The 25,874-nt window shown below is 60.5% G+C and carries 20 protein-coding genes; 11 read left to right on the top strand and 9 right to left on the bottom strand.

The window, feature by feature from the left end; all coding sequences use genetic code 11:
- Positions 1-801: 801 nt before the first annotated feature.
- The 6 genes from AC630_RS01845 to AC630_RS01820 all read left to right on the top strand — a co-directional run bounded on the left by AC630_RS01845 (position 802) and on the right by AC630_RS01820 (position 7,604).
- Positions 802-1,986 carry an acyltransferase family protein gene (locus AC630_RS01845; protein ID WP_074116828.1) on the top strand — a complete coding sequence of 395 codons (1,185 nt, stop codon included), beginning with the start codon at positions 802-804 and terminating at the stop codon, positions 1,984-1,986.
- 4 nt (positions 1,987-1,990) lie between these two features.
- Positions 1,991-3,343: a hypothetical protein gene (locus tag AC630_RS01840; RefSeq protein ID WP_074116780.1), complete on the top strand. Its 1,353-nt coding sequence runs from the start codon at positions 1,991-1,993 to the stop codon at positions 3,341-3,343.
- 79 nt (positions 3,344-3,422) lie between these two features.
- Entirely contained in the window at positions 3,423-4,475 is a 1,053-nt protein-coding gene (locus AC630_RS01835; RefSeq protein WP_083636099.1) for an acyltransferase family protein, read from the top strand.
- Positions 4,476-4,523: 48 nt separating this feature from the next.
- On the top strand, positions 4,524-5,978 hold the full coding sequence (locus AC630_RS01830) for a lipopolysaccharide biosynthesis protein (RefSeq protein ID WP_074116778.1): 1,455 nt from the start codon (positions 4,524-4,526) through the stop codon (positions 5,976-5,978).
- A gap of 31 nt (positions 5,979-6,009) precedes the next feature.
- Positions 6,010-6,561, top strand: coding sequence for a serine O-acetyltransferase (locus AC630_RS01825; protein WP_074116777.1), 552 nt, complete (start codon positions 6,010-6,012; stop codon positions 6,559-6,561).
- A gap of 305 nt (positions 6,562-6,866) precedes the next feature.
- Positions 6,867-7,604: a class I SAM-dependent methyltransferase gene (locus tag AC630_RS01820; protein WP_074116776.1), complete on the top strand. Its 738-nt coding sequence runs from the start codon at positions 6,867-6,869 to the stop codon at positions 7,602-7,604.
- Between the two features lie 66 nt (positions 7,605-7,670).
- On the opposite strand, the gene AC630_RS01815 is transcribed toward AC630_RS01820, so the two are convergent.
- On the bottom strand, positions 7,671-11,546 hold the full coding sequence (locus tag AC630_RS01815) for a hypothetical protein (RefSeq protein ID WP_074116775.1): 3,876 nt from the start codon (positions 11,544-11,546) through the stop codon (positions 7,671-7,673).
- Positions 11,547-12,053: 507 nt separating this feature from the next.
- Here AC630_RS01815 and AC630_RS01810 point away from each other — a divergent pair.
- Together AC630_RS01810 and AC630_RS01805 are read left to right on the top strand one after the other, a co-directional pair.
- Entirely contained in the window at positions 12,054-13,118 is a 1,065-nt protein-coding gene (locus AC630_RS01810; protein ID WP_245330224.1) for a glycosyl hydrolase 53 family protein, read from the top strand.
- Positions 13,119-13,385: 267 nt separating this feature from the next.
- Positions 13,386-14,513, top strand: coding sequence for a glycosyltransferase family 4 protein (locus AC630_RS01805; protein ID WP_245330223.1), 1,128 nt, complete (start codon positions 13,386-13,388; stop codon positions 14,511-14,513).
- On the opposite strand, the gene AC630_RS01800 is transcribed toward AC630_RS01805, so the two are convergent.
- The 6 genes from AC630_RS01800 to AC630_RS01780 all read right to left on the bottom strand — a co-directional run bounded on the left by AC630_RS01800 (position 14,510) and on the right by AC630_RS01780 (position 21,162).
- Positions 14,510-15,907 carry a hypothetical protein gene (locus AC630_RS01800; protein WP_074116774.1) on the bottom strand — a complete coding sequence of 466 codons (1,398 nt, stop codon included), beginning with the start codon at positions 15,905-15,907 and terminating at the stop codon, positions 14,510-14,512. The genes AC630_RS01805 and AC630_RS01800 overlap by 4 nt on opposite strands.
- Before the next feature lie 71 nt (positions 15,908-15,978).
- Complete coding sequence (locus AC630_RS01795; protein ID WP_074116773.1) at positions 15,979-17,190, bottom strand: glycosyltransferase family 4 protein; 1,212 nt, start codon at positions 17,188-17,190, stop codon at positions 15,979-15,981.
- A 56-nt stretch (positions 17,191-17,246) separates the two neighbouring features.
- Positions 17,247-17,804 carry a glycosyltransferase gene (locus AC630_RS46645; protein ID WP_245330232.1) on the bottom strand — a complete coding sequence of 186 codons (558 nt, stop codon included), beginning with the start codon at positions 17,802-17,804 and terminating at the stop codon, positions 17,247-17,249.
- Positions 17,776-18,384 (bottom strand): glycosyltransferase, encoded by a 609-nt coding sequence (locus AC630_RS46640; RefSeq protein WP_245330222.1) that lies wholly within the window; start codon positions 18,382-18,384, stop codon positions 17,776-17,778. Before AC630_RS46640 ends, AC630_RS46645 begins: the two co-directional genes overlap by 29 nt.
- Positions 18,385-18,480: 96 nt before the next feature.
- A complete protein-coding gene (locus AC630_RS01785) occupies positions 18,481-19,794 on the bottom strand; it encodes a glycoside hydrolase 5 family protein (protein ID WP_349537808.1) in 1,314 nt (437 codons plus the stop codon).
- Between the two features lie 138 nt (positions 19,795-19,932).
- Positions 19,933-21,162 carry a polysaccharide biosynthesis/export family protein gene (locus tag AC630_RS01780; RefSeq protein ID WP_245330221.1) on the bottom strand — a complete coding sequence of 410 codons (1,230 nt, stop codon included), beginning with the start codon at positions 21,160-21,162 and terminating at the stop codon, positions 19,933-19,935.
- Between the two features lie 513 nt (positions 21,163-21,675).
- Here AC630_RS01780 and AC630_RS45150 point away from each other — a divergent pair.
- Positions 21,676-21,819, top strand: coding sequence for a hypothetical protein (locus AC630_RS45150; protein ID WP_167561111.1), 144 nt, complete (start codon positions 21,676-21,678; stop codon positions 21,817-21,819).
- A gap of 11 nt (positions 21,820-21,830) precedes the next feature.
- Here AC630_RS45150 and AC630_RS01775 read toward each other — a convergent pair whose 3' ends face one another.
- Both AC630_RS01775 and AC630_RS01770 read right to left on the bottom strand, forming a co-directional pair.
- A complete protein-coding gene (locus AC630_RS01775; RefSeq protein ID WP_083636091.1) occupies positions 21,831-22,991 on the bottom strand; it encodes a glycosyltransferase in 1,161 nt (386 codons plus the stop codon).
- Between the two features lie 83 nt (positions 22,992-23,074).
- Positions 23,075-24,190: a glycosyltransferase family 4 protein gene (locus tag AC630_RS01770; RefSeq protein WP_074116771.1), complete on the bottom strand. Its 1,116-nt coding sequence runs from the start codon at positions 24,188-24,190 to the stop codon at positions 23,075-23,077.
- A 296-nt stretch (positions 24,191-24,486) separates the two neighbouring features.
- Here AC630_RS01770 and AC630_RS01765 point away from each other — a divergent pair, with 296 nt between their 5' ends.
- Complete coding sequence (locus AC630_RS01765; protein ID WP_074116824.1) at positions 24,487-25,506, top strand: NAD-dependent epimerase; 1,020 nt, start codon at positions 24,487-24,489, stop codon at positions 25,504-25,506.
- Positions 25,507-25,658: 152 nt separating this feature from the next.
- On the top strand, positions 25,659-25,874 hold a 216-nt coding region (locus tag AC630_RS01760; protein ID WP_349537804.1), incomplete at its 3' end, for a 2-dehydropantoate 2-reductase N-terminal domain-containing protein.

Raw genomic sequence — 25,874 nt, 5'->3', positions numbered from 1 at the left:
TGATGACTTAGAACTATGTCAAATTCTTGTGCGGCGCAAAAGATAAACCGGCGTGACCAGATTGCCATCTCCCTGAGCTCCGATCAGGCGCAGATTCGCGGAATGATTGCACGTGCCCGCATGCCTGAAGCACGAATGTTAGGCAGCGGCCATGCCAAGAAAAGACCAAGACAAAGGCGCGTGCTGTGAGCTTGGTCCCAGATGCAGAGAGCAGCAGCAAGACCGATTCGAACGCCACGGTCCGCGCGCGGTCACCGAGAGGCGGTCAGGCGGTGCGAGATCGAATAATTGCCGCGGCAGTTCCCAGACAGTTGCGGATTGTGCAGGTTGAGCTACTCCACATTTGCAATGCCACCATGACGCCGACGGCGATCGCCACTGCCAATGGAGTGAGCAACATGGCGTTGCAGCGGCTTACGGCTGAAAGATCGGCGGTGAGGAGGCTGCAAACGAGCAGAAAATTGTTGAAGGATTAAAGCAAAGGTGGCGCCAGCGCGAAAACAGCTGCGGCGAAAAATCGCGATATCGCGTCCAAACGCCCTCTGTCGCTCAACTCAGCGGCCATCGAGCTATCCGAAGTTTGCGCGAGATCCAAGTTAATGCGCGGCCGGTCACGATTTCAGCACGATCGGCGCGTTTACGTCGACATTGATGCAACAGCCGGACGTCGAGCGACGATGAGCGCCAAGCATCTCGGTAAATCTCAGTTCAACTTGACGGTTAAGAGTTGAACCGCAGGTCGAAGAAAGGCATTATGCTGCATCGCAGCATTTTGCTCCAGCTCATTGTCAGGTGCCTGCCGTGCCGCTCCATCAATCAAAAGCGCACTACGTGCCGCTCGACAGCGTTCGAGGCCTCGCGGCTCTGTGCGTGGTCGTTCACCATTTTGTCGGCTCGGAGATCCTCAACACAATCCTTCCGCACCGGGCGTGGATCGACGTTGCGTTTTTCCACAATGCGTGGCTCTGCGTCGATTTGTTCTTCGTACTCAGCGGCATCGTCATTTCGATGAGCTACATGCAGTCGGAATTCGGCCGGTTCGATGTCCGTGAGTTCGTTGCGCGGCGGGTTGCGCGAATCTACCCGCTTCACTTGGCGATGCTGCTCGCCTTCCTGTCGTTCCGGTTGATGAAACTCGGCCTGGTGGCGATCGGCGTCCTGCATTTCGCGGCTCCGGAAATGGCGGTGAACAACTATTTCTCCTTCATCGTGAACCTGCTGCTGCTCCAGGCGTCCGGCATCATCGACTATCTGAGCTGGAACGGACCGAGCTGGAGCATCAGCGCAGAGTTCTACACTTACCTGGTATTCGCCGCAGTGATGCTCGTGGCGCAGGCCGCGAGGAACATTCGGATGGTCTATGCCTTGTCGGGCTTGCTCGTCGTGGGCAGTCTCGGCATCATCCTGTTGGTGCTTCGAATGGAAAGCCTCGACTTCCACTACCATTTCGGCATCGTTCGCTGCATCCTCAGCTTTTTTCTCGGCGTGCTGACGGTTCGCGCGGTCGCAATGGTGCGGCCGGGTGCGAGTTCGCTGCTTCAGTCGACCGTGCAGATCGGCGCGGCGGTCACAGCGATCGTGATCATTTCCCTGGTCGGGTGGGTGCCGTCCATCAGCTTCATCGCGCCGGCGGTCTTTGCGGTTCTGCTCGGGTCGCTGATGGTGTTTCCCCGTCGCGCCTTGCCTGAACTGTTGACGGCGAAACCGCTGGTGTGGCTGGGCAAGCGATCCTATTCGATCTACATGGTTCATGCGCTGGTGCTCGTACTGATCGAATATTTCGCGCGCGGCGTTGGAGCGGCTCGCTTCCAGTCGCTGGATGGTCTGCTGCCTGGCCTGCCGTCGTCGGCACTCCTCGTCGGGTTCGTCGCCGCGGTGCTTGGGCTTTCGAGCCTGACCTACGCAACCATCGAAATGGCGGGTTCGCGGCTGTTTCTGGGGCTGATCAGGCCCCGGCCGGCTAAGTCGCTCGCTGCTGCCGAGTGAATTGATGGCCGCCCATCATTCATCTTCAGCGCTTGCCGCCGCGAATTTCCGCTTCGCGGAGCCGCCCCTTGACGAGGGGACGCGAGCAAGCGGCTCGACCTTCAATCTCGAGGCCATCGCGCTCGGTCTTTACTTCTATCGAGACGCGCTCGCCGGCGCGTTGCGCTACTACCTGGCAGTCGCAAAAATCGATGCCATCTGGTTTCTGCCCGACATCTTCGCGATGGTGTGCATCCTCGCTTTCATTCAGCGGTACATCCTGGTCGGAAAGAGCCTGGTTGCCATCCTGACGCTGTTCTACATGGCGTTTGCGCTGTATCTCGGCTACGTCTTCCTGGGCTACTTCACGGGCATGATGTCGTCGTTCAAGATGATCGCGCCCGTGTTCGTGGGATTCTGCTTCTGCGGGCGCGATCTCGGCGAGTACCGGCGTTTGCTGGCCTGGATTCATCCTCTCTTCTACCTGACGATCTTCGGAATCTTCCTGTCGTCCCGCGTTCAGTTGCCGTGGGTCGGTTTCGCCTACGAGACCTTTGGCGCGACGCGGCAGGCGAGCAGGCTTTGGTGGGCGGCGTCAGAAACGCGGCTGTCCGGCCTGGCGGCTGACAGCACGATGGCCGCATTTTTCGTGTTCATTACCTTCGTCTTGACGTCAGCGCGTCGCAGCTTGCTCTGGTGCCTGTTCTGGGCGCCGATTGGCCTCTATGCGATCAAGTTGACGACCAGCAAGACCTCGCTCGGTGTGATGGCGATATATGTGGTGTGCCTCGTCATCATCCGGATGCTGCCCGAGCGTGAGAGGTTTCCCATGCTCCGGCGAATGTCGCTGCTGTCATTCCTGTCGATCCTGGTCCCGTTCCTTCTCATCGCTTTTTTTGCGGGAAACGGATTGACTAGCATTTCGCGGGGGCTCTTCAGCCTGCAGGATCGTGTGAACAATAGCTGGCAGCTGCCGTTTGTGTATATGAGCGATCTGATGCCCATCGGGTTCATTTTCGGCTGCGGGCTCGGTTGCTTCAACTATCCTCAGTTACTGTTCTCGAACAAGCTGAGCTACTACGTCCCGGTCGACAACTTCTATCTCGGCACCTACCTCATGTTCGGTCCGATCTTCTTGCTGTTTGTGGTGATCGCATTCGTTTCGGTCGCCAGATCCAGGGACGTGTACAAACTCTCGGCGACTTTCGCGATGAACCTCTTCACCATCACCGTGCTTGCCTACGGTCCGGCAAGCGGCTTGATCATGATCGCGGTGGCCTTCAGCGATGTGTTCGGCGGACCGGCGATGAGGAAAAGTACAGCGGACACGGTGCCGCTCGCGCCAGACGTCAACGACCTGGTCTCGCGGCCAGCGTGAAACCCGTGTCATCGCGCCCTACGTATTTCGCATTGGTCTCGTCCGATTCCGGCCTCGGATGGCGAGCGGAGAATCGGCCGTGAGCGACGACAACAAGGGATTTTTGCCGGCCATCCAGGGTCTGCGCGGCGTCGCCGCGCTGAGCGTTCTGATCGTGCACCTTCAGGACATGCCGCTTCTTGCGGGCTTTCTGCCGCCGATCTGGTCATGGGTTGAATCGACCATCAACATGGGCGGGCATGGCGTCGAGCTCTTCTTCATGATCAGCGGTTTCTTGATTCCGGCGAGCCTCGTGCGTCACCGCAGTGTCGGAAGGTTCTTTCTGGATCGTTGTCTGCGGATCCTCCCTGTATTCGTGATCCTGCACCTGATCCTGTTTACGGCAGGACCGCTGGTTGGCTACAAGTTCTTCAAGGGAATCGATCTTCCGACCTACCTCAAGCTCTTCTTCGTCAATCTCGCGTTCCTGCCGGATGCCCTGGGATTGCCGATCGGCCAGCAGAACGCCTGGACGCTGAGCTATGAATGGGCGTTCTACATCCTGTTCGCGGTGGTCTTCGTGATCGTGGTCCGGTGGAGAAGCTGGCTGCTCGCGACGCCGTTCATCCTGCTCGCTCTCGCTGGCGTCGCCTTTCGGCCGATCGCCGCGTTCTTCCTCGTCGGGCTGCTGTTTAGCTTCGTCGACCTGCGGATCCGCGTCGGCGGTTGGCCCGGATTGGTCGCAGGAGTCCTTTGCGGCGTCGCGATGTATGTGTCGATCGAATATCTGCATCCCCTGATCGGAATGATCCCTGGAGCGCTCCTGTTCGGAATGGTCCTCGCTCCGGACTCCGGTGTTGCCGTCGCCTTGAGCGGCAAATTCCTGCAGTTCCTCGGAAAGATCAGCTATAGCCTCTATTTGGTCCATCCTTTTGCGCTATTCCCGTTGCAGATCATCGGAGTGAAGTTGGCCGCACATGGGGTCAATCTCTGGCTCCTCTGGGCCGGGTTTGCGGGCCTTGGCCTGATTGCCGCATTGATTGCGGGCACGCTCAGCTACGAGCTGATCGAAGTGAGACTCCGCCGTTTGCTCGATCCGGCGCTGCGGGGCTTGTTCTTCGGAGTGCGTCGTGAGGCCCGCTATGTCGCCTGAGCGTATCCCTTCGCAATCGTTTCAGCTGGATCACGTGCGAGTGACGTCATGATCATCAAGAACTTGCTCTCGATGTCGAGCGTGAACATCGTGAAGTCCGCTGTTCAGTTCCTCATCACGCTGCTGATCACCTATTTCGTGACGCCGACGGAATTCGGGCTCGTGGCGTTCTCGCTGCCGTTCATCGCGTTCATCTCCATGCTGACCGATCTGGGGCTGTCGAGCGCGATGATCCAGAGGACGTCGCTCACGAAGGAGGAAGCCGGCGCGGCGACGACCCTGATGGTTGCGATCGGGATTGGCTGTGCCCTGGTGCTGGCCGCCGCCGCGAAGCCGCTGGGGGCCGCCGTCGACATGCAGGGATTGCCGGCCGTGCTGGCCGCTCTCTCCGGTTCGGTCGTCCTGTCCATCTCCGCGATGGGACCGCGCGCGGTTCTGGAGCGGTCCCTGCAATATCAGACGATCGCCTTGATCGAAGCGGGAGCGGCTCTCGCAGCCGCGATCGTCGGCGTGGCCGGCGCCCTGCTGGGATGGGGGATCTGGGCGCTGATCGCGTACTATGTCCTGATGCAGGCGGTGCGTGCCGTTGCGTTCTATGTGAACACCAGGCGCCACATTCACCTGTGCTTCAAATGGCGCGCAGTCGCCCTGATGCTGTCGTTTGGCGGCTGGGTGCTGGCTTCGAACGTCCTCAACTTTGCTGCGAGAAACGTCGGCAATCTCATGATCGGCGCCAAGCTGGGCGCGGCGGCAGTCGGCTTGTTCGGTCTCGCCTTCCAGTTCATGACGCTTCCGCTGATGATCCTCTCGTGGCCGGGCGGCGGAGTTCTCATGGCCACGTTGAGCCGGATGAGCGGCGAGCGGGAGCAGGAACGGCGCAAGGCGGCGATTTGCGCGGTGCTCGGCATGACGGCGATGATCACGTTCCCGGCGATGATCTACCTGACATTCGGGCTGAAATATCCCGTTGCAACGTTCCTTTCGTCGCATTGGCAGGAGGTGCTGCCGTTAATTGCCATCCTCGCGCCCGCAGGCGCGGCGCAGTCGATTGCGGCCTATGCCGGACCGATCCTGCTGGCTCACAACAAGGCCCGACTCCAGTTTTGGGTGAGCACCGCGAACAGCGCCAGCATGATCCTCGCTTTTGTCCTCGCACTCCCCTTCGGGCTCACGGCGGTCGCGGTGGTCTACCTAATCGTGTCGATCCTGGTGTGCGCTCTCATGCTCATGATTGGAGCTCGCAACTGCGCGGTCTCCTATGCTTCGTTGTTCGGTGCCTTGATGCCGGCCACGGTCGCCACGTCGCTCGGCGCATTGTGCGCGCTCGTCGCGACGAAGGGTGATGTCGAAAGCCTGTCGCATTGGCTGATCGCGACGGTCGTCTATGCGCTGATCGTGCTTGGCAGCTATGTGGTATTCAGGCGCCGGATCTGGAACAGTGTGCAGTCGTTGCTTGGTGGGGCGGCTCAACCGATTCAGGCAAATCTTCCCTCGGCAAGTTAGTAGAGATTGGTGGATGTCTTCAGGAGTGGGAATGGGTGCTGAGCCCCAGGCGGGAATTCCGTGGCGCGAGGACCTGTTGGCAAATACCGGCAAGTCCGGTGTCGGAGCTGCCTTCGTCGCCTTGCTCACGAGCCCCGGCTTTGCCGTGATCACGACCTGGCGGATCGCCAAGATGTTGCGCTTCCAGACACGCTGGGGGCATCAGATCACCTGGCTGCTCGTAAGGGCGCTGATGCGGCGAGGCTGCTACATTTCGGTTCTCGCAGAGATCGGTCCAGGACTGATCTTGCCGCATCCGACCGGAGTCGTAGTCGGCGAGGGGGCACGGATCGGTCGGTCCGTGATGCTGTATCACAACGTCACGCTTGGCCGGCGCGCGTGGGATGAGCCGGGTTGCCCGACCATCGGCGACAATGCGGTGGTCTATACCGGTGCCGTGATCGTTGGCCCGATTTCGATTGGCGCAGGAGCAAACGTCGCCGCAAACGCGGTCGTGACGCGTGACGTTCCGCCGCAATCTGTCGCCGCGGGAGCACCCGCGCGCGTCGTGCGCTCGGAAGCTCCGGGCCGGATGCGCGCCTAGAGGACATGGCGCAACCGCGATGTCGGCGGTTGCCGGGCCATTGTGCTTAAACGAGCTGATCGTTTTCCGGAACCAACAGCGGTTCCGTCTCGCTCGTTTGTCGGCCGACTGCGGAAAGCGTCCGGGTTCCGCCGCTCGACCAATGCCGTCGCCGGCCTTGATGCGGCAATGGGCAATTGCGCAAATTCAGGCCGCGCCTCTGACGTCGTGCAAATCAGCCTTGACGGAGATCCGGTCACAATTCTGATTGCTGGCTATGCATAGTTGTGTCGGGAAGCATCTGATCATGCAACGAGGGCCAGCCGATGTCGTCGATCATTACGGATTTTTCGCAGGTCTATCCCTATCTCGCCGGTTCGAAGTTCAACGACAACATCGTCGTGAAGTATCAGGGAGACGGAGACGTCAGATACAGATGCGACGTCCTGGTCGACATCTGTCGGGGAAAGCGGGTCCTGCATGTCGGATGCTGTGACCACCTGCCGCTCATCCGGCGGAAGATCGACAACAAGGATTGGCTCCACGGCCTGATCACGGATTGCTCCGAATATACGGTCGGCGTCGACATCGATGCGGATGCGGTGCGGGAGGCGTCGCAAATTTCCGGGCTCAGCAACATGGTCGCGGGCGACGTGACGTCCGGTCAGAAGATCGAGGCAATATCCGGCCGGCGGTTCGACATCGCCGTGTTCGGCGAAGTCGTCGAGCACATTCCGAATCCGGTCTCCTTCCTGTCGCGCTTCAGGGAGAACTACGGAGACGTCGTCGATCAGATCGTGATTACGGTTCCGAATGCCTTCAGGGGTGGCAACATCAAGGGCATTTTCAAGAACGTCGAGACGATCAACAGCGACCATCGGTTCTTCTTCACACCCTATACCATCGCGAAGGTCGCGATCGACGCCGGCTACGCGCCGGTCGAGGTGAAGATGGCGACGTTCATGCGGGCCGGAAAGCTGAAGACGATGCTGCTGCGGCAGCTCCCGTTGCTGGCCGAGGACATCATCTTCGTCGGTGCGGCCGCATCTTTGCGGCCGCACTAACGTCGTTTCACCTGTCGTCCCAGAAACCCTGTTGGCAGGCGCGCCTGCCAGCAGGGTCTCGTGGCATCAGACGAACAGGAAGTTGCCGTGATCCAGGGTGGCCGAATTTACATTCTTCAGCAGGATGGAATCGGCCGACGTGAGCTGGATCAGCGTGTCGGAGCCCGATTGCGAAATCTGCAGGTGGCTGTAATCGGCCACCAGTGACTTGAGGATTTCGATCGTGTCGTGGTTGGAGGCGGTTCCGGCGTGGAAGCTCTTGATCTGGTCGTCGCCGCCGTCGAACATGATGGTGGTCGTGCCAGGCGCCGCGGAGAAGACGTCGTTGCCACTTCCGCCGTTCAGAGTTAGCCCCGCACTCACGGCCGTGACCGTGTGGGTGCCGTCGTTGTTGAGGATGTCGATCGAGAGCAGCGAGCCGCTGGCATTGTAGCTGTCGTGCTCGACGGCGCCCGGCAGGCCGGAGACCTTGAACTTGAAGATGTCCGAGCTTCCATCGGCGTTGTTGACGGTCTCGGTGGTCTTGACTCCAGTGCTATCGTAGACATCCGTGACCTTGCTGCCGTCCGACTTGAGGACCTGCGTGTAGTCAAGGGTGCCGTCCGCGTGCGAGCGAACGACCGAAGTCACCTTGCCCGAAGCGTCAAGGTGCTGTTGCTCCGTGACGTAGCTCTTGCCCGTGATGTTGTAGGTAGCATTGTCATGGCTGCCGTCAGCGTTGGTGACATATTCCTTGGTCTTGACGCCCGCCGAATAGAGCGTGTTCGAGGACGAACCGTCCTTGTTCTGGACGTAGTCGCTGGTGAGGTTGCCGTTGCTGTCGAACAGCTTCGAATCCTTGAAGCCGTCCGTGTTGACGACGTAGATCGACGACGTCACTCCGTTTGCGTAGTTGGTCGTCGTGACATCGCCGCCCGCGGTCTTGACGACGTGCTGGGTGACGGAGCCGGTCGAATTGTACGTGTCCGTGGTGGTCGAGCCGTCGGTGGCGTTGAGGACCTCGCTCGTCTTGTGGCCGGTGCTGTCATAGACGTCGGTGATCTTGCTGCCGTCGCCGTTGATGACCTGCTTGTATGCGAGGGTGTCATCGGCGTGGAGGCGGGTCAGGGTCGTGAGCGCCCCTGCGGCGGTGGTGTGCTGGATCTCGGTCACATAGTTCTGGCCGGTGATGTTGTAGTAGTAGTTGTCGTGGCTGCCATCGGCATTGATGACATAGACCTTGGTCTTGACGCCCGCCGAATAGACCGTGTTCGAGGACGAGCCGTCCTTGTTCTGGAGGTAGTCGCTGGCGATGACTCCATTGGAGTCGTAGAGCTTCGAGTCCTTGGACCCGTCGGCATTGACGATATAGACCGACTCCAGCAGTGAGCCGTTGTAGTTGGCCGTGGTTACGTCGCCGGAGGCCGCCTGCACGATATGCTGCTTGAGCACGCCTGCCGTGGTGTAGACGTCGGTCGTGGTGGCTGTCGACGTCACGGTGACGACCGTGGTCTTGTGGCCCGTGGAGTCGTACTGGGTCGTGACCTTGCTGCCGTCGCTGTTGATCACCTGCTGATACGCAAGCGAGTCGTCGGCATGAAGGCGGGTCAGGTTGGTGAGTTTATTTGCAGCGTCGGTGTGCTGGATCTCGGTCGTGTAGCTCTGGCCCGTGATGTTGTACGTGTAGTTGTCGTGGCTGCCATCGGCATTGGTGACATAGACCTTGGTCTTGATGCCGGCCGAATAGAGCGTGTTCGAGGATGAGCCGTCCGCTCTCTGGAGCAGGTCGCTGGCGATGATGCCGTTGGAATCGTAGACCTTCGAGTCCTTGGACCCGTCGGCATTGACCACATAGACCGACACCAGCAGCGAGCCGTTGTAGTTGGTCGTTGTCACGTTGCCGGAGGTCGTCTGCACGATATGCTGCTTGAGTACGCCGGCCGTGGTGTAGAGGTCCGTGGTGGTGTCCGACGCAGTTACGGTGATGGCCGAGGTCTTGTGGCCCGTCGAGTCGTACTGGGTCGTGACCTTGCTGCCGTCGCTGTTGAAGACCTGGCTGTAGGCCATCGTGCCGTCGGCATGGGTGCGGCTCACCGACAGCAGCTTGTTGTTCGCGTCAAGATGATCGTGCTCGCTGGTGTAGGACTGGCCGGTGATGTTGTAGTAGTAGTTGTCGTGGCTGCCGTCGGCATTGGTGACGTAGGCCTTGGTCTTGACACCCTCTGAATAGAGCGTGTTCGTGGACGAGCCGTCCTTGTTCTGGACGAGATCCGCGATGAGGTTGCCGCTCGTATCGTAGGTCTTGGTGTCCGTATTGCCGTCCGCCGAGATGCTGACGTCGCGCACCATCTTGCCGCCGCTGTAGGTGACGCTGTCCCACGAGCCGTCGCTATTGACCGTTTCCTTACTGGTGATGACGCCGTTCGTGAAGTTGGACGTGCTCGTCGACAGAAGTTTTGCGGAAGAATCGTAGACTTTGGCTACGCTCCAGGTCGCAGTCGAGTTTGTGACTGAAAACTGGTAGCCGCCCTGGATGGCCGCCAGCGCCTTCGCGTAATGCGAGATCATGTACTGCATGGTCGCCTCCGAGGCGACCGGAAGGACGTGAGTGTCGGTGAGCGTGATGGTCTGAAGCGAGGCCGAGGCGTTCAGATCGGACATCTGCGACACGATATCGGCCGCGGTTCCGCTGACGTCGGTCGCGGCCGGCGGTTCTGCGGAGCCTCCTGTCGGCGCGTCGATCTCGATGATGAGGGGATGATCCGTAATCGGAACCACGATTTGGCTGACGTCGGTGTAGGTTGCGATCGGCGAGGTGCCCTTTAACGGATCGTAAATGCTGATCAGATGGTGGACGCCGCCCAAATTGACAGTCACCGACGTGGTCGGGTTCGCGATCTCGGTGTCGGTCGCGTCGTTCCAGATCTTGGGTTCAGCCCAGACGACCAGCTCATAGGCGCCGTTGCTCTTGCCGAGAACCATGCTGTTCCCGGTCGTCGGCATGTTGTCGAGCGTATAGTTGAGCGAAGCCGTCGGCGTATGGCCGCCCTTGCCGTCGTCGGCCAGGATGGTCGTCAGATTGTGGATCGCGGTGGCGGCGAGCTTCGGGGTTCCATCGCTGTTGAACAGGCCCCAGTGCGATTCAGGGTTGGACGGATCGTTGTCCACCGAGGCGTCGAGCAGCTGATAGAGATAAGTGGTGCTGACGCCGTCCTTGTAGGCATCGACCAGCGTGTTCAGGATCGACTTCGCCTGCACGTTCTCGTTGGCGCCAATATAAGGTGTGTCGCTCTTGGTGGTGTAGCCGGTCTCGGTGATCACGACCGGATCGCTGCCCGCGACCGACTTGGCGTTGCCGAGCAATTCCTGGAGAGCGGCCCCGGGGGTCAGGCTTGTGCTGACATAGGCGTGGGAGTTGGCGTAGTCGGTCGATCCCGACAGGTCTCCGAGCTTTCCATAATCTGTAGAGTCGTTATAGCCCAACGACAGGTTGTAAACCGAAATCTTGCCGAGTGTGGCGTCGCCCTTGATGGCGCTGTAGTAGGCGGCCTGGAACTGCGCTGCGGCCGAGATGCTCGAACTGCCGTTGTAGCTGAACGAATAGAGGTTAACCTCGTTGAGGCCCTCCAAAGCGACGACGCTGCCGGGATGGCTGGTCGCGAACGCCTTGACCGAATCCAGATAGGCTTGGAGCGCGGATGTGCCGCCGGCCGGAACGCTCGAGGGAACCACGAGGTCGAACGTGTAACCGTCTTTCGCGAGGCCATCGATGATCGGTTGCGCTGATGGACTCGACGCGAGCCCGTCACGCAGCTTCGTGACGCCGAGATATTTGAGATCGTCCTCTACGAGGGCGAGGTTGTTGTAGGCACCCCACGAATAGCCAACGTGGGTATTGACGCCGATGGAACTAATGAAGGTGCTCGCCGACAGGATCGTCTGATCAGGTGATGCGGTAGTCATCGGTATTTCTAAAGCCTTTTCTGGATCGCGAGAGTTCGTTGCGCTTGTGTCTGTCGTATCGGCCAATCTCTGTTTTTCGAGTTGGTGAGATCAGTAAAAATGGAGGCACCCCGAGAATTCCTGGCCGAAGTGTTCTGCACGACGTCGACCCGCGTACGAATCACTGGTTGGACTAGTCTTGATCTCTGAATCATCACGCCAATGTGCTGTCAGCGTGACGTCGGCATGGCGATGCAACGACGATGTTCGATCGATCTTGTGCTGGTGCCCAATCGCAACGCATCTGCTCGCCGCGCAAGCAGATGCGCGATTGCGTCAAGCGCCATCAAGGCTATGGCCAGAGCAGATCGAATTGCCTAGAAGCGAGGGACCGTAAAAACACGGATCGAACTTTGAATGTGACAATCGTTCCGGCGTGGAGCGCCCGAGCGGAGTCTTCCGAGAGATATCCAAAGCAGTCGAGGATTCATGAAGTGCATCCGACGGAACTTTCTACGTGGACTCTGTGTGCTCCTCTCGCTTGCCGCGGTGTTCGTGTCGGTGTCGTCACCTGCCGAGGCACTCGAGTGGGGCGTGAGCAGCCCCTCGTCGATGCGGCAGGACCCCGAGCCCGTCTTTCGCGTCATGAAGGAGCGTGGCTTCAAGGTGCTCAGGATCGGGGTCAATCTGACCAAGGACACCGAGCAGACCGAAGGTCCGATGCTGGCGAACGCCGTCCGGCTGGCGAAAACCTACGGAATAAAGCTGCAACCGGTCTTCGGCTTTCCCTTCCGCTGGGGCGACCGCACCGATAGCGGCCGGTATCCCGCCGGAGATCGTGAGGCCTTGTATCAGCAGGGATACAATCGGACCTACGACTTCGTGCGGCAATTCAAGAACGACATCGGTCAATGGGAACTGGAGAACGAGATCAACCTCGTTGCGCGCGGCGGGGACAACAAGCGTCTCTTCGGAAGCGGAATGACCGCCGCGGAGTTCGAGATGCCGGCCATGGAGGATTGGGCCGCCGTTCTGCGCGGGGCGTCCGATGCGATCGACCGGGTCAACCAGGAGAGCGGACTGCACCTGAAAAAGATAGTGAACACGACGTCCACCATGTTCGGCTTTCTCGATTTCATGGAGTCGCGCGGCGTTCACTACGACATGATTTCCTATCACTACTATGAAGTGCTGGGACAGAGCCCGCATAGCGCCTGGAACGGCCGGAACCCGCGCTTCGATCTGTTCAAGAAGCTCGCCTCCTATCGCCGGCACGTCGTCTTCAACGAGGTCAATTGTGGCGAGATCTACAAGCCTGATTACGGCAACGCGCCCGGCGATGCTGCAACCGAGCGTTGTCTGCAGAATTTGAATAGCATGCTGACTGCGATCAGGGACCAGAAGGACGTTGTGATCGATAGCGTCAGCTTCTACGAAATCGTTGATGAGCCCGGCAAGAAGCCTCCGGAGAACCGCTTCGGCTTGATGTACGACCTGAACCGCCCGAAAGTCGCGCTCTATCTCGTGTCGCGATTTGCCGGGGGCAAGCTCAGCCCGGTGGAAGCCGCCGAGCTCCAGAAAAGAGGCTTCTGAAGCCGCTGTTCGTTTGCGCCGGGCGGAGTGTCGTAGATCCGCAACCTCAATGTGTTACGCGCGCAACGATGTTGCGGGCAAAGCGCTGGCACGGCACGCAATTTGCCGCTAAGCACGGACCGTTGGAAGTGTCGTCGATTGAACGGAGGAAGGCCATTCCCATCAAGGATTCCGCGTCGGGTGCCCCGAATGTCATGTTTCTGGTCGAGGTAGTGAATTGCAATGACGGGATTGCCTCCTATTGCGAGACCTTGGCCACGGGCTTGCATGCCCGGGGGCGTGCAGATCCACCTGGTCTCCGGCATCGTACGGTCGGATGAGAAATCCGAATACAAGCGCCAGAAGCTGGCCGCGGCCGTCAAGGAATGGCACGTCGTTCCCGGACTTCGGAAGCTGCCTTCGCTGTCGATCTTCATGCGGCTTCTGAAGCTGATCCGCGAGAACGACATCACCGTGATCAACGTCCACGGGCTGGGCATGCTGATGTGGGGCAGGCTGCTCTCGCTGCTGACCGGTGCACGTTGTGTCGCCACCTATCATCCCTCGGTGCTGGGGAACATTGAGAAGGTGCAGAACGCGCCGCAATCGACCTTCAGCCCGATCCAGATCCTGTTCTTCAACCTTTTCTTTCCGCACACCCTCATCCTGATGTCGGAGGAGTCGCTCCGGCATCTCCGCCGCTATGTGCTGTTCGGCAAGAATCGGATCGCCAAGGTCTATGGCGGCGTCGATACCGTGCATTTCCGTCCGCCGTCGGATGCCGAGCGCCGCGATGCGCGCGCGAAATTCGGCGTCGCCGAGGGTGAGTTCATGTGCCTGCTCGCCGCCCGCCTCGCATGGGTGAAGGGACATGATCTTCTCATCAAGGCTGCGCGCAAGATTCGCGCCAGTGGCAGTCCTTCGCCCATCGACATCAAGTGCTATTTCGTCGGCAGCGGCGGAGCCGAGCGCGAGATGGAAATCAAGTCGTTTGCCTTTGCCGGCGAGAAGGACAAGGACACATTCAAGTTCCTCGGGTTCATGGGCGACGTCCGTGAAATTCTCTGGGCCGCCGACGTATTCGCGCTTCCGAGCCGGTTCGAGGGATTCCCGCTCGGCGTTGCCGAAGCCATGGCGACCGGACTGGTCCCAGTCCGGACCCCGGCGGGAGGCGCGTCAGACCAGATCATCCAGGGACAGACGGGCTTCATCGTGCCGTTCGAGGACGTCGATGCGCTTGTAAGAGCGCTCGAGAAATTGGCCGATCCCGCTGTGCGCGCCGCGCTGTCGCGCAATGCCCTTGCGCGCGCCCAGCAATATTTCGGTGTCGGACCGATGGTCGACGAGACCCTCAGGATCTACGGTTTGACCGGAGATCCCAGCGGAAATCCGCTGGCTCATCCAATGAAGGCCTAGTTCGAGCCGCGTGCCGAGGCCAGCAGATCGCCTCGCCACGTCACGAGGACGACGGCGAGGCCCGCAAAGGCGATCTTTCCGGCAAGCCAGAGCAGGGAGGCCGACGGGGCTGCCGCGAGCAAGGCGATCGCGGCTGCCGCGACGGTCGCTTCCGCGATCAGCAGCACTCGCGGCGTAGCCCGGAACCGGACCAGCGGGCCGCTGGCGAAGAGGATGATGAGTGCGGTGGCCAATGCCGCGCTCGCGATCTGTCCGGCGACCGATATGTGCAGCAACGCTCCGATCGAGGACGCTGCCGACACAAGCACGAGCTGGCACGCCGCAACGACCACCAGCCGAGTGGCCGATTTCGTCAGATGCGGCACGACGGCGAGCGTGGCCTGAAGGTGGGTGTGGAGGAAGTAGAAGACCGCCGCGACCGGCGCCGCGCTGAGAAAATCGACCAGCAGATCGGCCGGCACGAACAGGTGCGCCGAGTCGGGAAGAAGGCCTATCAGTCCGCCCAGCATCACGATCGTCGCGCAGAGGATGAATTCGAGCATTTGGGCGGTCGCGCGCCGTGCTTCTCCGTCGACGCCGCGCTCGAACTGCACGACGACATTGGGATAGCAGACGGTATGAATGGCGGCCACCAGAACGGAGAACGGGCGTTGCAGAAGGTCGATCGCCATCGAGAAGCCGGCGGCTCCCGTCGACGCCCGCCCGAGCGTGGCGATCACGATCAGGCGCAGCGTGACGGGAACGGAGAGATGAATGACGGAGGCTGCCGCGGCCATGGCGCCGTATCGGCAAAAATTGCCCCAATCCCTCAGCATGGCGTGTCGCGACGCTCGCCGTAGCGGGGCTCGATGCACCGTCAGGCTGAAGAGAAGCACCGCGCCATAGCCTGCGGCGATGCCGCACAGCGTCGCCGCCGCCGTGCCGTAGAGCAGGGCACCCGCGACGGCGCTCGCCGGAAGCACGCTGGCGCGCAGGATCAGGAGGGCGGATGCGGTCCCCAGCCGATCGGACACGCGGACGATCATGAAGTAGAGGTCGGTGGCGCCTTGCAGCACGGCCATCGCCAGGGCGAGGGCGACGACGCTTGTCTCGAGCGGGCCCACGAGTCCTGCGACGCCACCGACGACCACCAGAATCAGCGCGCTGAGCAGTCCTGCGGTGAGGAGCGAGAACCGCAGACGAGCGGCCTCTTCCCCGGATGCGGCGGCGAGGAAGCGAACGCCGGCCAGCTGCAGCCATTCGAATACGAAGACGCAGGCCAACTGGCTCGTGGCCAGCGCCAGCGAAAACGAGGTGTACTGGGCCGGCGAGAGGATATGGCTGACGGCGAAGATCAGAATGATCGCGGATGTACTCTGGTAGATGTAGCTGCCGAATGCGAGCAGGCTGATCATTTCTGACGACGCGTGAGAGAAAATATGGCGGGATGGTTGAGGGCCGTCGGCGGCATCTGCGTCCGCTTCGGCTACGCGCGAGGCTTGCTGCGGCTGCGCATGATCTGGTCGAAGACATTGCGGTAGCCGGTGACTACGTCGTCAAAGGTCCATTTGTTGATGCCCGACTTCAATCGTGCGCTCATCTCCACGATTTGCTGGGGAGCTTCGATGATTGCCGAAATGCTCTTGGCGATCGAGGTCGGATCGGGGGACGTCAACCAGCCGGTCACGCCTGGCTCGATGGCCTCCTGGATGCCGCCGAAGGGAGTGCCGAGCAGGGGCTTGCAGGCGGCTTGCGCATCGGCGACGACGAGCGGGCTTGGATCTTCCCAGACTGACGGCACGACCACGACGTTCACCTGTTCGTAAAACTGCCTGGGCTGCACGAAGCCGAGAAACTCGATCCGTGCATTGGGGGCGAGCGCCTTGATGTGCTTGCGCTGGCCCTCGGATGCATGACCCGCGATGACGAGCCGGATTCGATCGGGCGGGATCGTCGCGACGGCGCGCACAAGATTGTAGATGCCCTTCTCTTCGGTCAGTCGCCCGATGAATCCCAACGTGATGGTGCCGTCGGCCATGCTCGTCTCTTCGCTTCCGACGTCGGCTGTCGAGGCGTTTCGAATGACGATCTTCAGCGGCGTCTGCGTGAAGAGGCCAAGCTTGGTATGGATGTCGAGAATGCGATGGCTGACGCCGACGACGGCGTCCAGATGTCGCGTCGCCCCGCGGCGGCGAAAAGTCAGGAGCTGACAGCTCATGCAGCTTGTCTCGCAGGAATGTCCGTCCGAGAAGCGCGAGCAGCGGGGGCAGGTGAGATAGTAGTCGTGAAGCGTATGCAGGACGGGAATGCCCAGTTCTGCCGCGGTTCGCCATACCGCGGTCGTCAGGCCGGAGAGGTTGTTGGAGTGCAGGATATCAGGCCTGAAGGCCTTGATCCGCGCCGCGACGATCTCCGACGTCTGCTGCCAGTCTTCGATCGCATGCCAAATGCCGCGCACGGGCGCGCCGTGATGCTTGGCGAAGGGGAAATAGATGTTGTGCACCGGCGCCGAATATACGTCGATGCCGTTGCAGGTCTCCATCTGCTGGTTCGGTACGGATGCGGCACGTATCACTTCCACGCTGTCGTTCTGCCCGACCAGGGTCTCGGCGAGGCGGCGGACGAAAATTTCCGCGCCGCCGACCACTTTCGGAGCCAGCGGCGTCGGATAGAGGGATGACGTGACAAGGATCTTCATCGAAAAGGTCTGTCCAGCTACCTGCCAAATGGCTTTCCTGAAATCTCCGTTTCGGCCTATCGCCGGTTGGTTCGACTGTTATCCAAATAGACGTCCAAATATTGTCCTGTGACTGAATCGGCAGAGAACTTCTCGGCAAAACCGGGCTGTGGAGGCCGGGCGATTTTCCAGCGCGGTCTCTCGTTGACGGCCTTCAGCATCAGTTCTCCCAGTCGCTTGTGATCGTTGGGCTCGTAGGACCCAACCATGTTGGAAAACCCCGCGATCTCGGGAATCCCTCCCGCTGTGGAACAAATAGTCGCCCGGCCCGCGTTGATGCTTTCGATCAACGTTCGCGGCAGCGGCTCCGGCCAGACTGAACTCACCAGGCAGACGTCGATGCGGGCATAAAATTCGTCGGCCTTGGCAAAGCCAAGCCATTCGACGTTTCCTTTGCTGCGGCTCTTTAGCCCCCGCACGTAGTCCTCTAGCCCCTTTCCGGCAATTTTCAGCTGCCAGCCCTCGGCGGGAAGCTGCTCGGCGGCCTTTAGAACTACTTCGATACCTTTTTCGGCCTCGAGCCTGCCGATGAACCCGAATATCAGATCATCCGAGCTCGAAGCCGGTGACGGCACCACGGAGCTCGGATCGGCGATGTTGAAGATGACGCGGCGGCTGTCGGTGCCGGGGAAATAATTCAGCTTGGTGTGCTGGTCGAGCACGAACTGGCTGTTCGAGACCACCGCATCGACCATGCGCGAGGCCAGCAAATAGGGTGACGTCATGGCCGCGCAGACGGTGCAGCGCTTCGCGCATGTTGCATCCCCCCCGAAATAGCGTCGAGCGTTTGCAGAGCAGGGAATAGTCGCGCAGCGTATGCACAATCCTGATGTTGCGCCGCTTGGCTTCCGACCACAGCGAGACCGAGAATCCTGTGAGGTTGTTGGTGTGAATGACGTCCGGCTTCTCGATGTCGAGAATTTCGGCGAACCGCGCCGCCGACTTACGATTCCAGGTGTCCTGGAGATGCCACTTCAGGCGCTGGACAGAGGACGGCTTCCTGTCGTTGCCGAACGGCCAGTAGTCGTTGTCCAGCGGCACCCGGTACACGCGCACGCCCTTGACCACGTCCACCGTTCGATTCTGCTTGTTCTGAAGGCAGACTACGGAAACCTGGTGGCCCCGCTGAACGAAGGCCTCTGCAAGCAGCGACACAGACACTTCGGCGCCGCCGATGATCTCAGGCGGATAGAGCGTGTTAACGATCAGTATTTTCAAGGGTAGCCCCGGATTCAGCAGTCCGCCGCAGCGTCAGTTCGATGACCGAATCTCGAGATCCGGCGCGGCCGAGCCCTTGACGCTGACAAGCAACGGCGTTGTCGATAGCGCGGTCCAGGCGCCAGATGCAGGGCCCGACGCTTGCTGACACACATAGCCGATCTCGGCATTCGGTACCGTATTTTTTAATCGAACCTCGAAGCGCCTTGTCGGATTCTCCGACCAAAGCGCCACTTTCGTTTCTGATCCGCTTTCGCTGCGGATCTGGACGACGCCCGGCACCGGTGTGGTTCGTGTTGCCTTGAGACTCGTGCGGATGAAGGCCCAACTCTCGCGAACGGAACACACCGCTGGCTTCGGCAAATTGTCGAAACGATAAATGCCGAAATTGTCCTCAAGTTCGCCGGGCTTCGTCCCGCTGTCCTTCAGCTCGTAGAGCCATATCCCCTTGAGCCAGGGACCTGCGGTCGATGCCCAGAGGATGATCTGCGCCATGTTGTCGGCGGAGAGTTGCTCGTTCACGCCACATTTCGCGCTTGGGGTCGGCCAGCCCGTTTCGGTCAGATAGATCGGATAGTTGGGATTGCCGGTCGCCTGTGCGACGCGTTGATGAAAGTTCTCCAATCGCGCAATCGCCTCCGTCGCGGTGCGCCCAGTCGGCGATAGGCAATGGTTGTAGATGTGGATGGACATGCCGTCTGCGATGCGAAGCAGATCGGTCTTCAGCAGCGCGTCGGTCCATTTCCAGCCCGGATCGTCGCCGAGCGCACCCACCACGAAGGGCGCTGAAGGCGCCGCCTGCTTGATTGCAGGCTGCACCCACCGGGCAAGCGTTACGTAATTCTCGAGGGTGAATAGCGGCTCGGCGCGCGCTCGGAGGTTGTACTCGTTCCACAGCTCGAAAATCGGCTGACGTGCCGCGACCGCTTGTGCGGCCGCCGCAGCGTAGGTGACGAATCTCTGGCGCGCTTCGTCGGTCGTCGGCGGATCGGAGTTCGGGACGAGGTGATGGCCGGTCCCGAGAATGAGCAGTGGGATTCCGACGCCAGACGTGATTTGGGTCTCAAGGCGGCCATTCAGGGCGTTGAAGCCGAGCTGTTTGCCGGGCAGCTCGAAATCCGACCAGGGAAGGTCGTCCCGGAATGAAGTGACCCCGAGCTCCTTCATCTGCTTGATGGAAGTCGCAGGCACGTAGCCGCGAGTGCTGGTGACGCCCCCAAAACCCTGGTGCGTGCCGACGCCCAGCAGGAAGCGTTGATCGAGTGGCTGCGCATTCTGCGCGTTCGCAGAGTGCGAGAGGCTAGCCGCGGCGCAGAGCCCGCACATCAGCATCCGGAAACGACGCAATGCGCGTTTCCCCTTTTGCTCGCTCACCTCGTGTCCACTCCTGCTCGCGTCAACTCGAAAAGGCTAGTCCTCCTCTGTGGCCCGAATAGGGTGAGGTGGCCTTGTCTGCGCGTCCCTCACGCAACGCGCCGAGTTGGGCTATTTGGAGTTCACGATCACCGTGCTGATATTGTCGGCATTGGCGGTTGCCGCGTTCAGCGGGAGCATGAGCTTGATGAATTCGGTCGACGGCGATTCCGCCACCGAAATCACGTCATGATCGCGCATCCTGAACGTATCCGCCTGGAACCAGCCGTCGGGCTTGCTCATGTCGAACTTGTAGACGGCGGGGACCGTTTGGGTCGGGAACTGGGATACGGCGATGCCGATCCGCTCGAGCAGCGGCTTCGGCTCGAAACGGTAGACGTAGATGGATTTCGAGTCGGCACGGGCGCCGTCGAGACCACCCGCTTTTGCGATGGCTTCAGCCAGCGACATATTGTCGTTCTCGAACGTGAAGCGACGGTTGTTGGTGCCGCCGATCGACCCCGGAGACGGCGTCGAACCGAAGACCATATAGACGCGCGGAATGCGGGTCAGGAAGACGACGTCACCCGGCGCGAGCAGCACGTCCTCGCCAGGGTGGTGCACCACAGTCGACATCGACTCGTTGTAGGTGCGGCCGTTCCGCTTGATCGTGATCGTGCTCTCGTAGGAGGGATATTTCGGGCCGCCGGCGCGTGCGATCGCGCTCATCAGGCGAATGCCGCCGGGGTCGACCGGGAAGCGGAGTGGCGAGTTGACTTCGCCGAGCACGCTGATCTGGTTGCCGCGCTGTTCGGCGACGCTCACCACGGCCTGCGGGTCGATGGCGCGGTCCTTGAGGCGTTCGCGGATGATGTTCGAAACGGCGCGCGGCGTCAGCCCCGCGACCTTGATCGACCCGGCGTAGGGAATGTTGATGTTGCCGGACTGGTCGACCTGCTGCCGCGGAATGTCCACGAAGTTGCCCGGCCTCACGCTTGCTTCTCTCGGAATGAAAAGGCCGCCCGCCTGCGCTTCGTAGACGGTCACGGTGACGATGTCGCCGATGCCGATCGTGATGTCGCGATAATTGCCGCCGGGAAGGCGGGAGAACACAATTCCGGAAGAGTCCGTGAATGCGTTGGTCGCCTGGAGGATTGCCGGATTGACCGGCATCAGCGCATAGGCGAGGGGCGCGCTTGGCTCGGTGACGAGTGCAGCGTTCGTGTGTGTGGATGCGGCATCCGGAGAGTCTAACGGAATGAAGCTACCGCAACCCGTTAAGGAGATGCTGATCGCCGTGACGGCCAGGATTCGGCTAATACCGAAATCGAAATCAAAACGCTCGGTCTTAGCCACCGCCATTCCCTCGTACTCACGCAAACTCGGAATCACCGTACCAATCATCGTGCTGCTGAGTCACTGCTGCGTCTTCAACTTTGAGGTAAAGCACTTGTGGCTGTGACCTTATTGCAACTTGTGAACTTGGAACACGCAAGCAGCACGGTTCAAAATTCGTGCGGAGCCTTCTAATTCATATGCAGCTTGCAAGTTAGACACGGAGGTGTCGGATCGATGTCACGATTGAGATCGTTTGCGATCTCATAGGTGACATGCGGCGAAGCTGCACGCATCGAGACAGGAACAGCGTGAGACATGCTGCAGTAAAACGTCAAATGTTGGGGATGCGTCTGCGGTTACTCTGCGTTGTTATCTCGCCAATTCTTGCGCCGAAACGCATCTCCGGCGAGATTGCGAATCGATGCGTTCCGACCTCTCCCTACGGGCGAGGTGATCTGAGTTCCGGGCTCCCGTCGATTCAACCAAAACTCATTACGCTTTAGTTTGTGGGTCAAACAATTGGGGAAGGCGAAGACAATGCTGCAGACCGGACCACTGCTGTTCGCGGGCGGCTTCCTCAGCTGCGCGATGATCGTGGCGTCCGCGATTGCGTGGTCATTCTCCGACAACCGGGTGACCGACGGAGAGTTCGCCCAGCGCGATGCCCGCCGGACGGCCTGATCGGCTGCTCGCTACGATCGCAGATTGTTCGAGAAATCGGATTGCAGCTTCGTCTGCAGGCTGGAGTCGCTCGCGCGCGTGTGCAGGACGTCGACATACACCTGACTGAGGGTGCGGTGCGTCTGCTCGATGTCGTAGAGGCGGGTGAAGCGCTCATATCCGGCCAGGCCGACCGCAGCCAGGTCAAGCCTGGTCGCGCGTAGAAAACCTTCGACCAGCTTCTCGGACGAGATCTCGTCGCACAGTACGCCCGTCGCATTGTCTTCGACGATTTCCGGCAGCGCGCCGATGCGGAAGGCGATGATCGGCTTGGCCGCCCGCATCGCCTCGATTGCGACCAGGCCAAACGCCTCCCAGCGTGACGGGATAGCGACCATGTCGGCCTGGTCGAGCTCTGCCTCGATCTGGTTGCGGTTCATCCAGCCCAGCAGCGAGACGTTGGCCGGCAAGTCGCTTCTGCGAAATTTGCTGACGACAGAGGCGCCGATGAGGCGCACATCGAGCTTGTCTCCGAGCGCGCGGGCCGCCTCGATGAGGAGATCATATCCCTTCTGGCGGTCGAGGCGTCCAATGAAGAGCACCTTGATCTTTTCCGACCGCCAAGGCTCTGCGCGTTTGTCGAGCACGGGACGCCGTTTGGAAATCCCGTTGTGCACGAGGGCGAGGCGATTCGCCGCGATTCCCGCCTGCATGGCATCGGCCCGCTCGCTTTCCGAGATGCACACGATGCGATGGGTGAACTTCGACAGCATGAGCTCGGCGAACTTCGTGACCTCGCGGCTGAGGCGGCCGGTCTCGCGGCCGAAAGCCCATCCGTGCGGGCAATAGACGATGCGCGAACGTCGATAGGTCAGCCAGAGCGCCGGGCGCACCACGAGCCCGGCGAACGACGAGTGCAGGTGGATGATGTCCGGCTCAAGCTGCCGGACTGCACGCATTGTCGCAAACAGCATACGAAACAGGCCGACCGCGTTGCGGCCGTCGCGCGGAAACGTGGTGACTGCATCGTCATCGATGTTCACCAGATCGCCGCGATGGTCGGACGGAACTATGTAGTTGACATTTCCGCGCCCGAAGCTCGCGCACTGATGCGGATGAAGCTCGTTCAGATAGGTCGCGATGCCGCCTCTGACCGTTTCGGCAACATGTAGAACTTTCAGGCCGTTGGACAACGGTCATTCCTTCCTTGTCTTGCAGGCGCCAGATATTGCAGACGAACCGTCTAGCGCCTCTAAGCAGCAAGATTTGGGCCGCATCATCGTGTCGGACGGCCGGATGTGGTTTGGGGAGCGGGTTTGGCGAGGAATTCGAGCATGGCTGCGGCCGACTTGGCCCAGGAATATGTCACCAGTCGCTGTTGCTGCTTCTGGTGTTCCGCCGGCGAAATCCTGCCTAGTGCAATTCTTTCGTGCATTCGAGCCGACAACTCGCCTGCGTTGAGCGGATCGAAGTAGACGGCGGCGTCGTCGCAGGTCTCGCGCACCGCCGCGGCGGAACTCGCGATGACCGGACAGGCAAAGAACATCGCTTCGAGCGGAGGCACGCCGAACCCTTCGTACAGACTCGGAAACACGAAGGCCGCAGCCCGCGAGAACAGCGCGGCGATCTCCTCGTCCTTCAGGCGCCCGGCGATGACGACACCGGATCTCGACTCAGTGGCGCCGCCGCCAAAGACCTTGCTGTTGTCGCCTCCGACCACGACCAGCGGAAAATCAGCGCGGCCAAGCCGCTCGGCCGCGCGAACGGCGGTCTCGACATTCTTGTTCTTCGACATGGAGCCGACGAAGAGGAAGAACTGGTGGGGCGCAAGATGCAGCTTCTCGATGATTGAAAAGTCCGGATCGACGGTCGCGAAGTGTTCCGCGCTGTTCGGAATGACGGGAATCGACGCAGGATCCAGCGACAGCGCATCGGCAAGTTCGTTGCGCGAAAACGAGGAAACTGTTGCGATCGTTGCGGTGCGTGCCAGCAAATGGCCAAGCGCCCGATGCAGGGCGAGGTAACGCCAGCTGAAAAAGTCCGGCCGTCTGAAAACTTGCGCGTCGTGAATGACGACCAGATGGTCGCGATGAAGCACGGGGCCGGAATTGGCGAGGCTGACGAGACGCGTGCCGGCTGCCGCGCGCGCCAGATCAACCTGGTCCCACGCGTGCCCCTGCAACGATCCGACCTGTTTTACGTTGATGCGCCGAAGACCAGCGAGCGTCCGCGCATTCGGCGGCGCTAGGATCTGCCATTCCGCATCCAGAAGTTGCCGCGGAGCATCTCCGCTCGCGAGCAAGCGGTCCATCGCCTTGACGATTTCGGCGGCGTAGCGTTGCACGCCAGTTAGCGACTGTGACAGGAACCTGCCGTTGATGGAAAGTTTCAAAGCCGGTCTATTTCTTTGCAGGTTCTGGCGGGCGTCCTACGCGAACAATGCCTCTGAGCATCCGCGCCGGAGATACGTTTCATGACGTTTAGCACGTGCGGCGCTATCGTCCGAGCACGTTCGCAGGCGGATAGCATGCGATTGTGCATGGCGCCATCATGTTTCCTACACATTTCGATGTGCTTACGTGAACTGTTTGGTTCGCTTACGCGAACCGTTTGGTTTGATGATTGTCGTGATCGTCAAAACCTTGCCTCTCATGTTTTGGTCTGGCATTGCTTGGCGGAATGAACGAGATGACAACCTTGCGACCAGTGATCGTTACCGGCGCTGCCGGCTTTATCGGAATGCACGTTTGTGAGCGGCTGTTGGCACGTGGCGAGCAGGTCGTTGGAATTGATGCGTTCACGCCGTATTACGATCCGGCGCTGAAACGCGCGCGCCTTGAAACGCTCAAGCACCGCCCCGGGTTCTCCTTCTACGAGATCGACCTCGCAGACTTCGCCGCGGTGACGCGCGTTTTCGATGAGGTCTCGCCCGATCGCGTCGTCCATCTGGCGGCCCAGCCCGGCGTGCGGGCCTCGATCGACGATCCCATCACCAGCATTCGAGCCAATTGTGACGGCTTTGTTACGGTGCTCGAGGCCGGCCGGCGTCAAGGCCTGGCGCATCTCGTCTACGCCTCGTCGAGCTCCGTGTACGGCGCCAACCGCACCTTGCCGTATTCGACCGAGCATTCGGTGAACCATCCGGTCAGCCTTTATGCGGCGAGCAAGAAGGCCAACGAACTGATGGCGCACACGTTCGCGCACGTTCACGGGCTGCCGGTTACCGGTCTTCGCTTCTTCACCGTCTACGGTCCGTGGGGCCGGCCCGACATGGCCGCCTATCTGTTCACACGCGCCATCTTCGCGAATGAGCCGATTAAGATTTTCAATGATGGCAACATGTGGCGCGACTTCACCTATGTCGACGACATCGTCGAGGGTGTGGTCCGCACGCTCGATCGGCCCGCGACACCAAATCCTGCGTGGAATGCCGAGCAGCCGGAATGCTCGACGAGCTATGCGCCGTATCGCGTCTACAACATCGGCAACAACAGGTCGGTCAACCTGATCGAATTCGTCGAGACGCTGGAGAAGATCATCGGCAAGCCGGCAATCCGCAAGCTTATGCCGATGCAGGCCGGCGACGTTCTGGAGACGCGCGCCGACATTTCCGCCCTCCAGCGCGACGTCGGTTTCGCGCCTTCGACGCCGCTCGCGGAGGGCCTCGGCCGCTTCGTCGAATGGTATCGAAAGTACCACGGCGTGTGATCGCGCGATCGACGACACGCGTGTCGTCCGGAAGGCCTGGCTCGTGTGCTTTCGGTGCGCAGTAACTTGCCCTAATGTTGGGCGCGCGGTCGGATACAGAAATGGTCTAGGGTGTTCGGTGGAACATCCGCCTTTAACGGAAAGAGTTTTTCATGCGAATCGCGATGATCGGCACGGGCTATGTGGGACTGGTGTCCGGAGCCTGCTTTGCGGATTTCGGTCACGACGTCACCTGCGTCGACAAGGACGAGAAGAAGATCGCAGCGCTTCATCGCGGCGAGATCCCGATCTATGAGCCCGGCCTCGACGAGCTGGTCGCAACCAACGTCAAGGCCAAGCGGCTCGACTTCACCACCGACCTGTCCAAG

Origin of the sequence: Bradyrhizobium sp. AS23.2 (assembly GCF_001908185.1) — a bacterium.
Classification (GTDB): Bacteria; Pseudomonadota; Alphaproteobacteria; order Rhizobiales; family Xanthobacteraceae; genus Bradyrhizobium.
The sequence above is the reverse complement of the archived record's forward strand: the minus strand, read 5'-3'. Positions and strand labels throughout refer to the sequence as shown.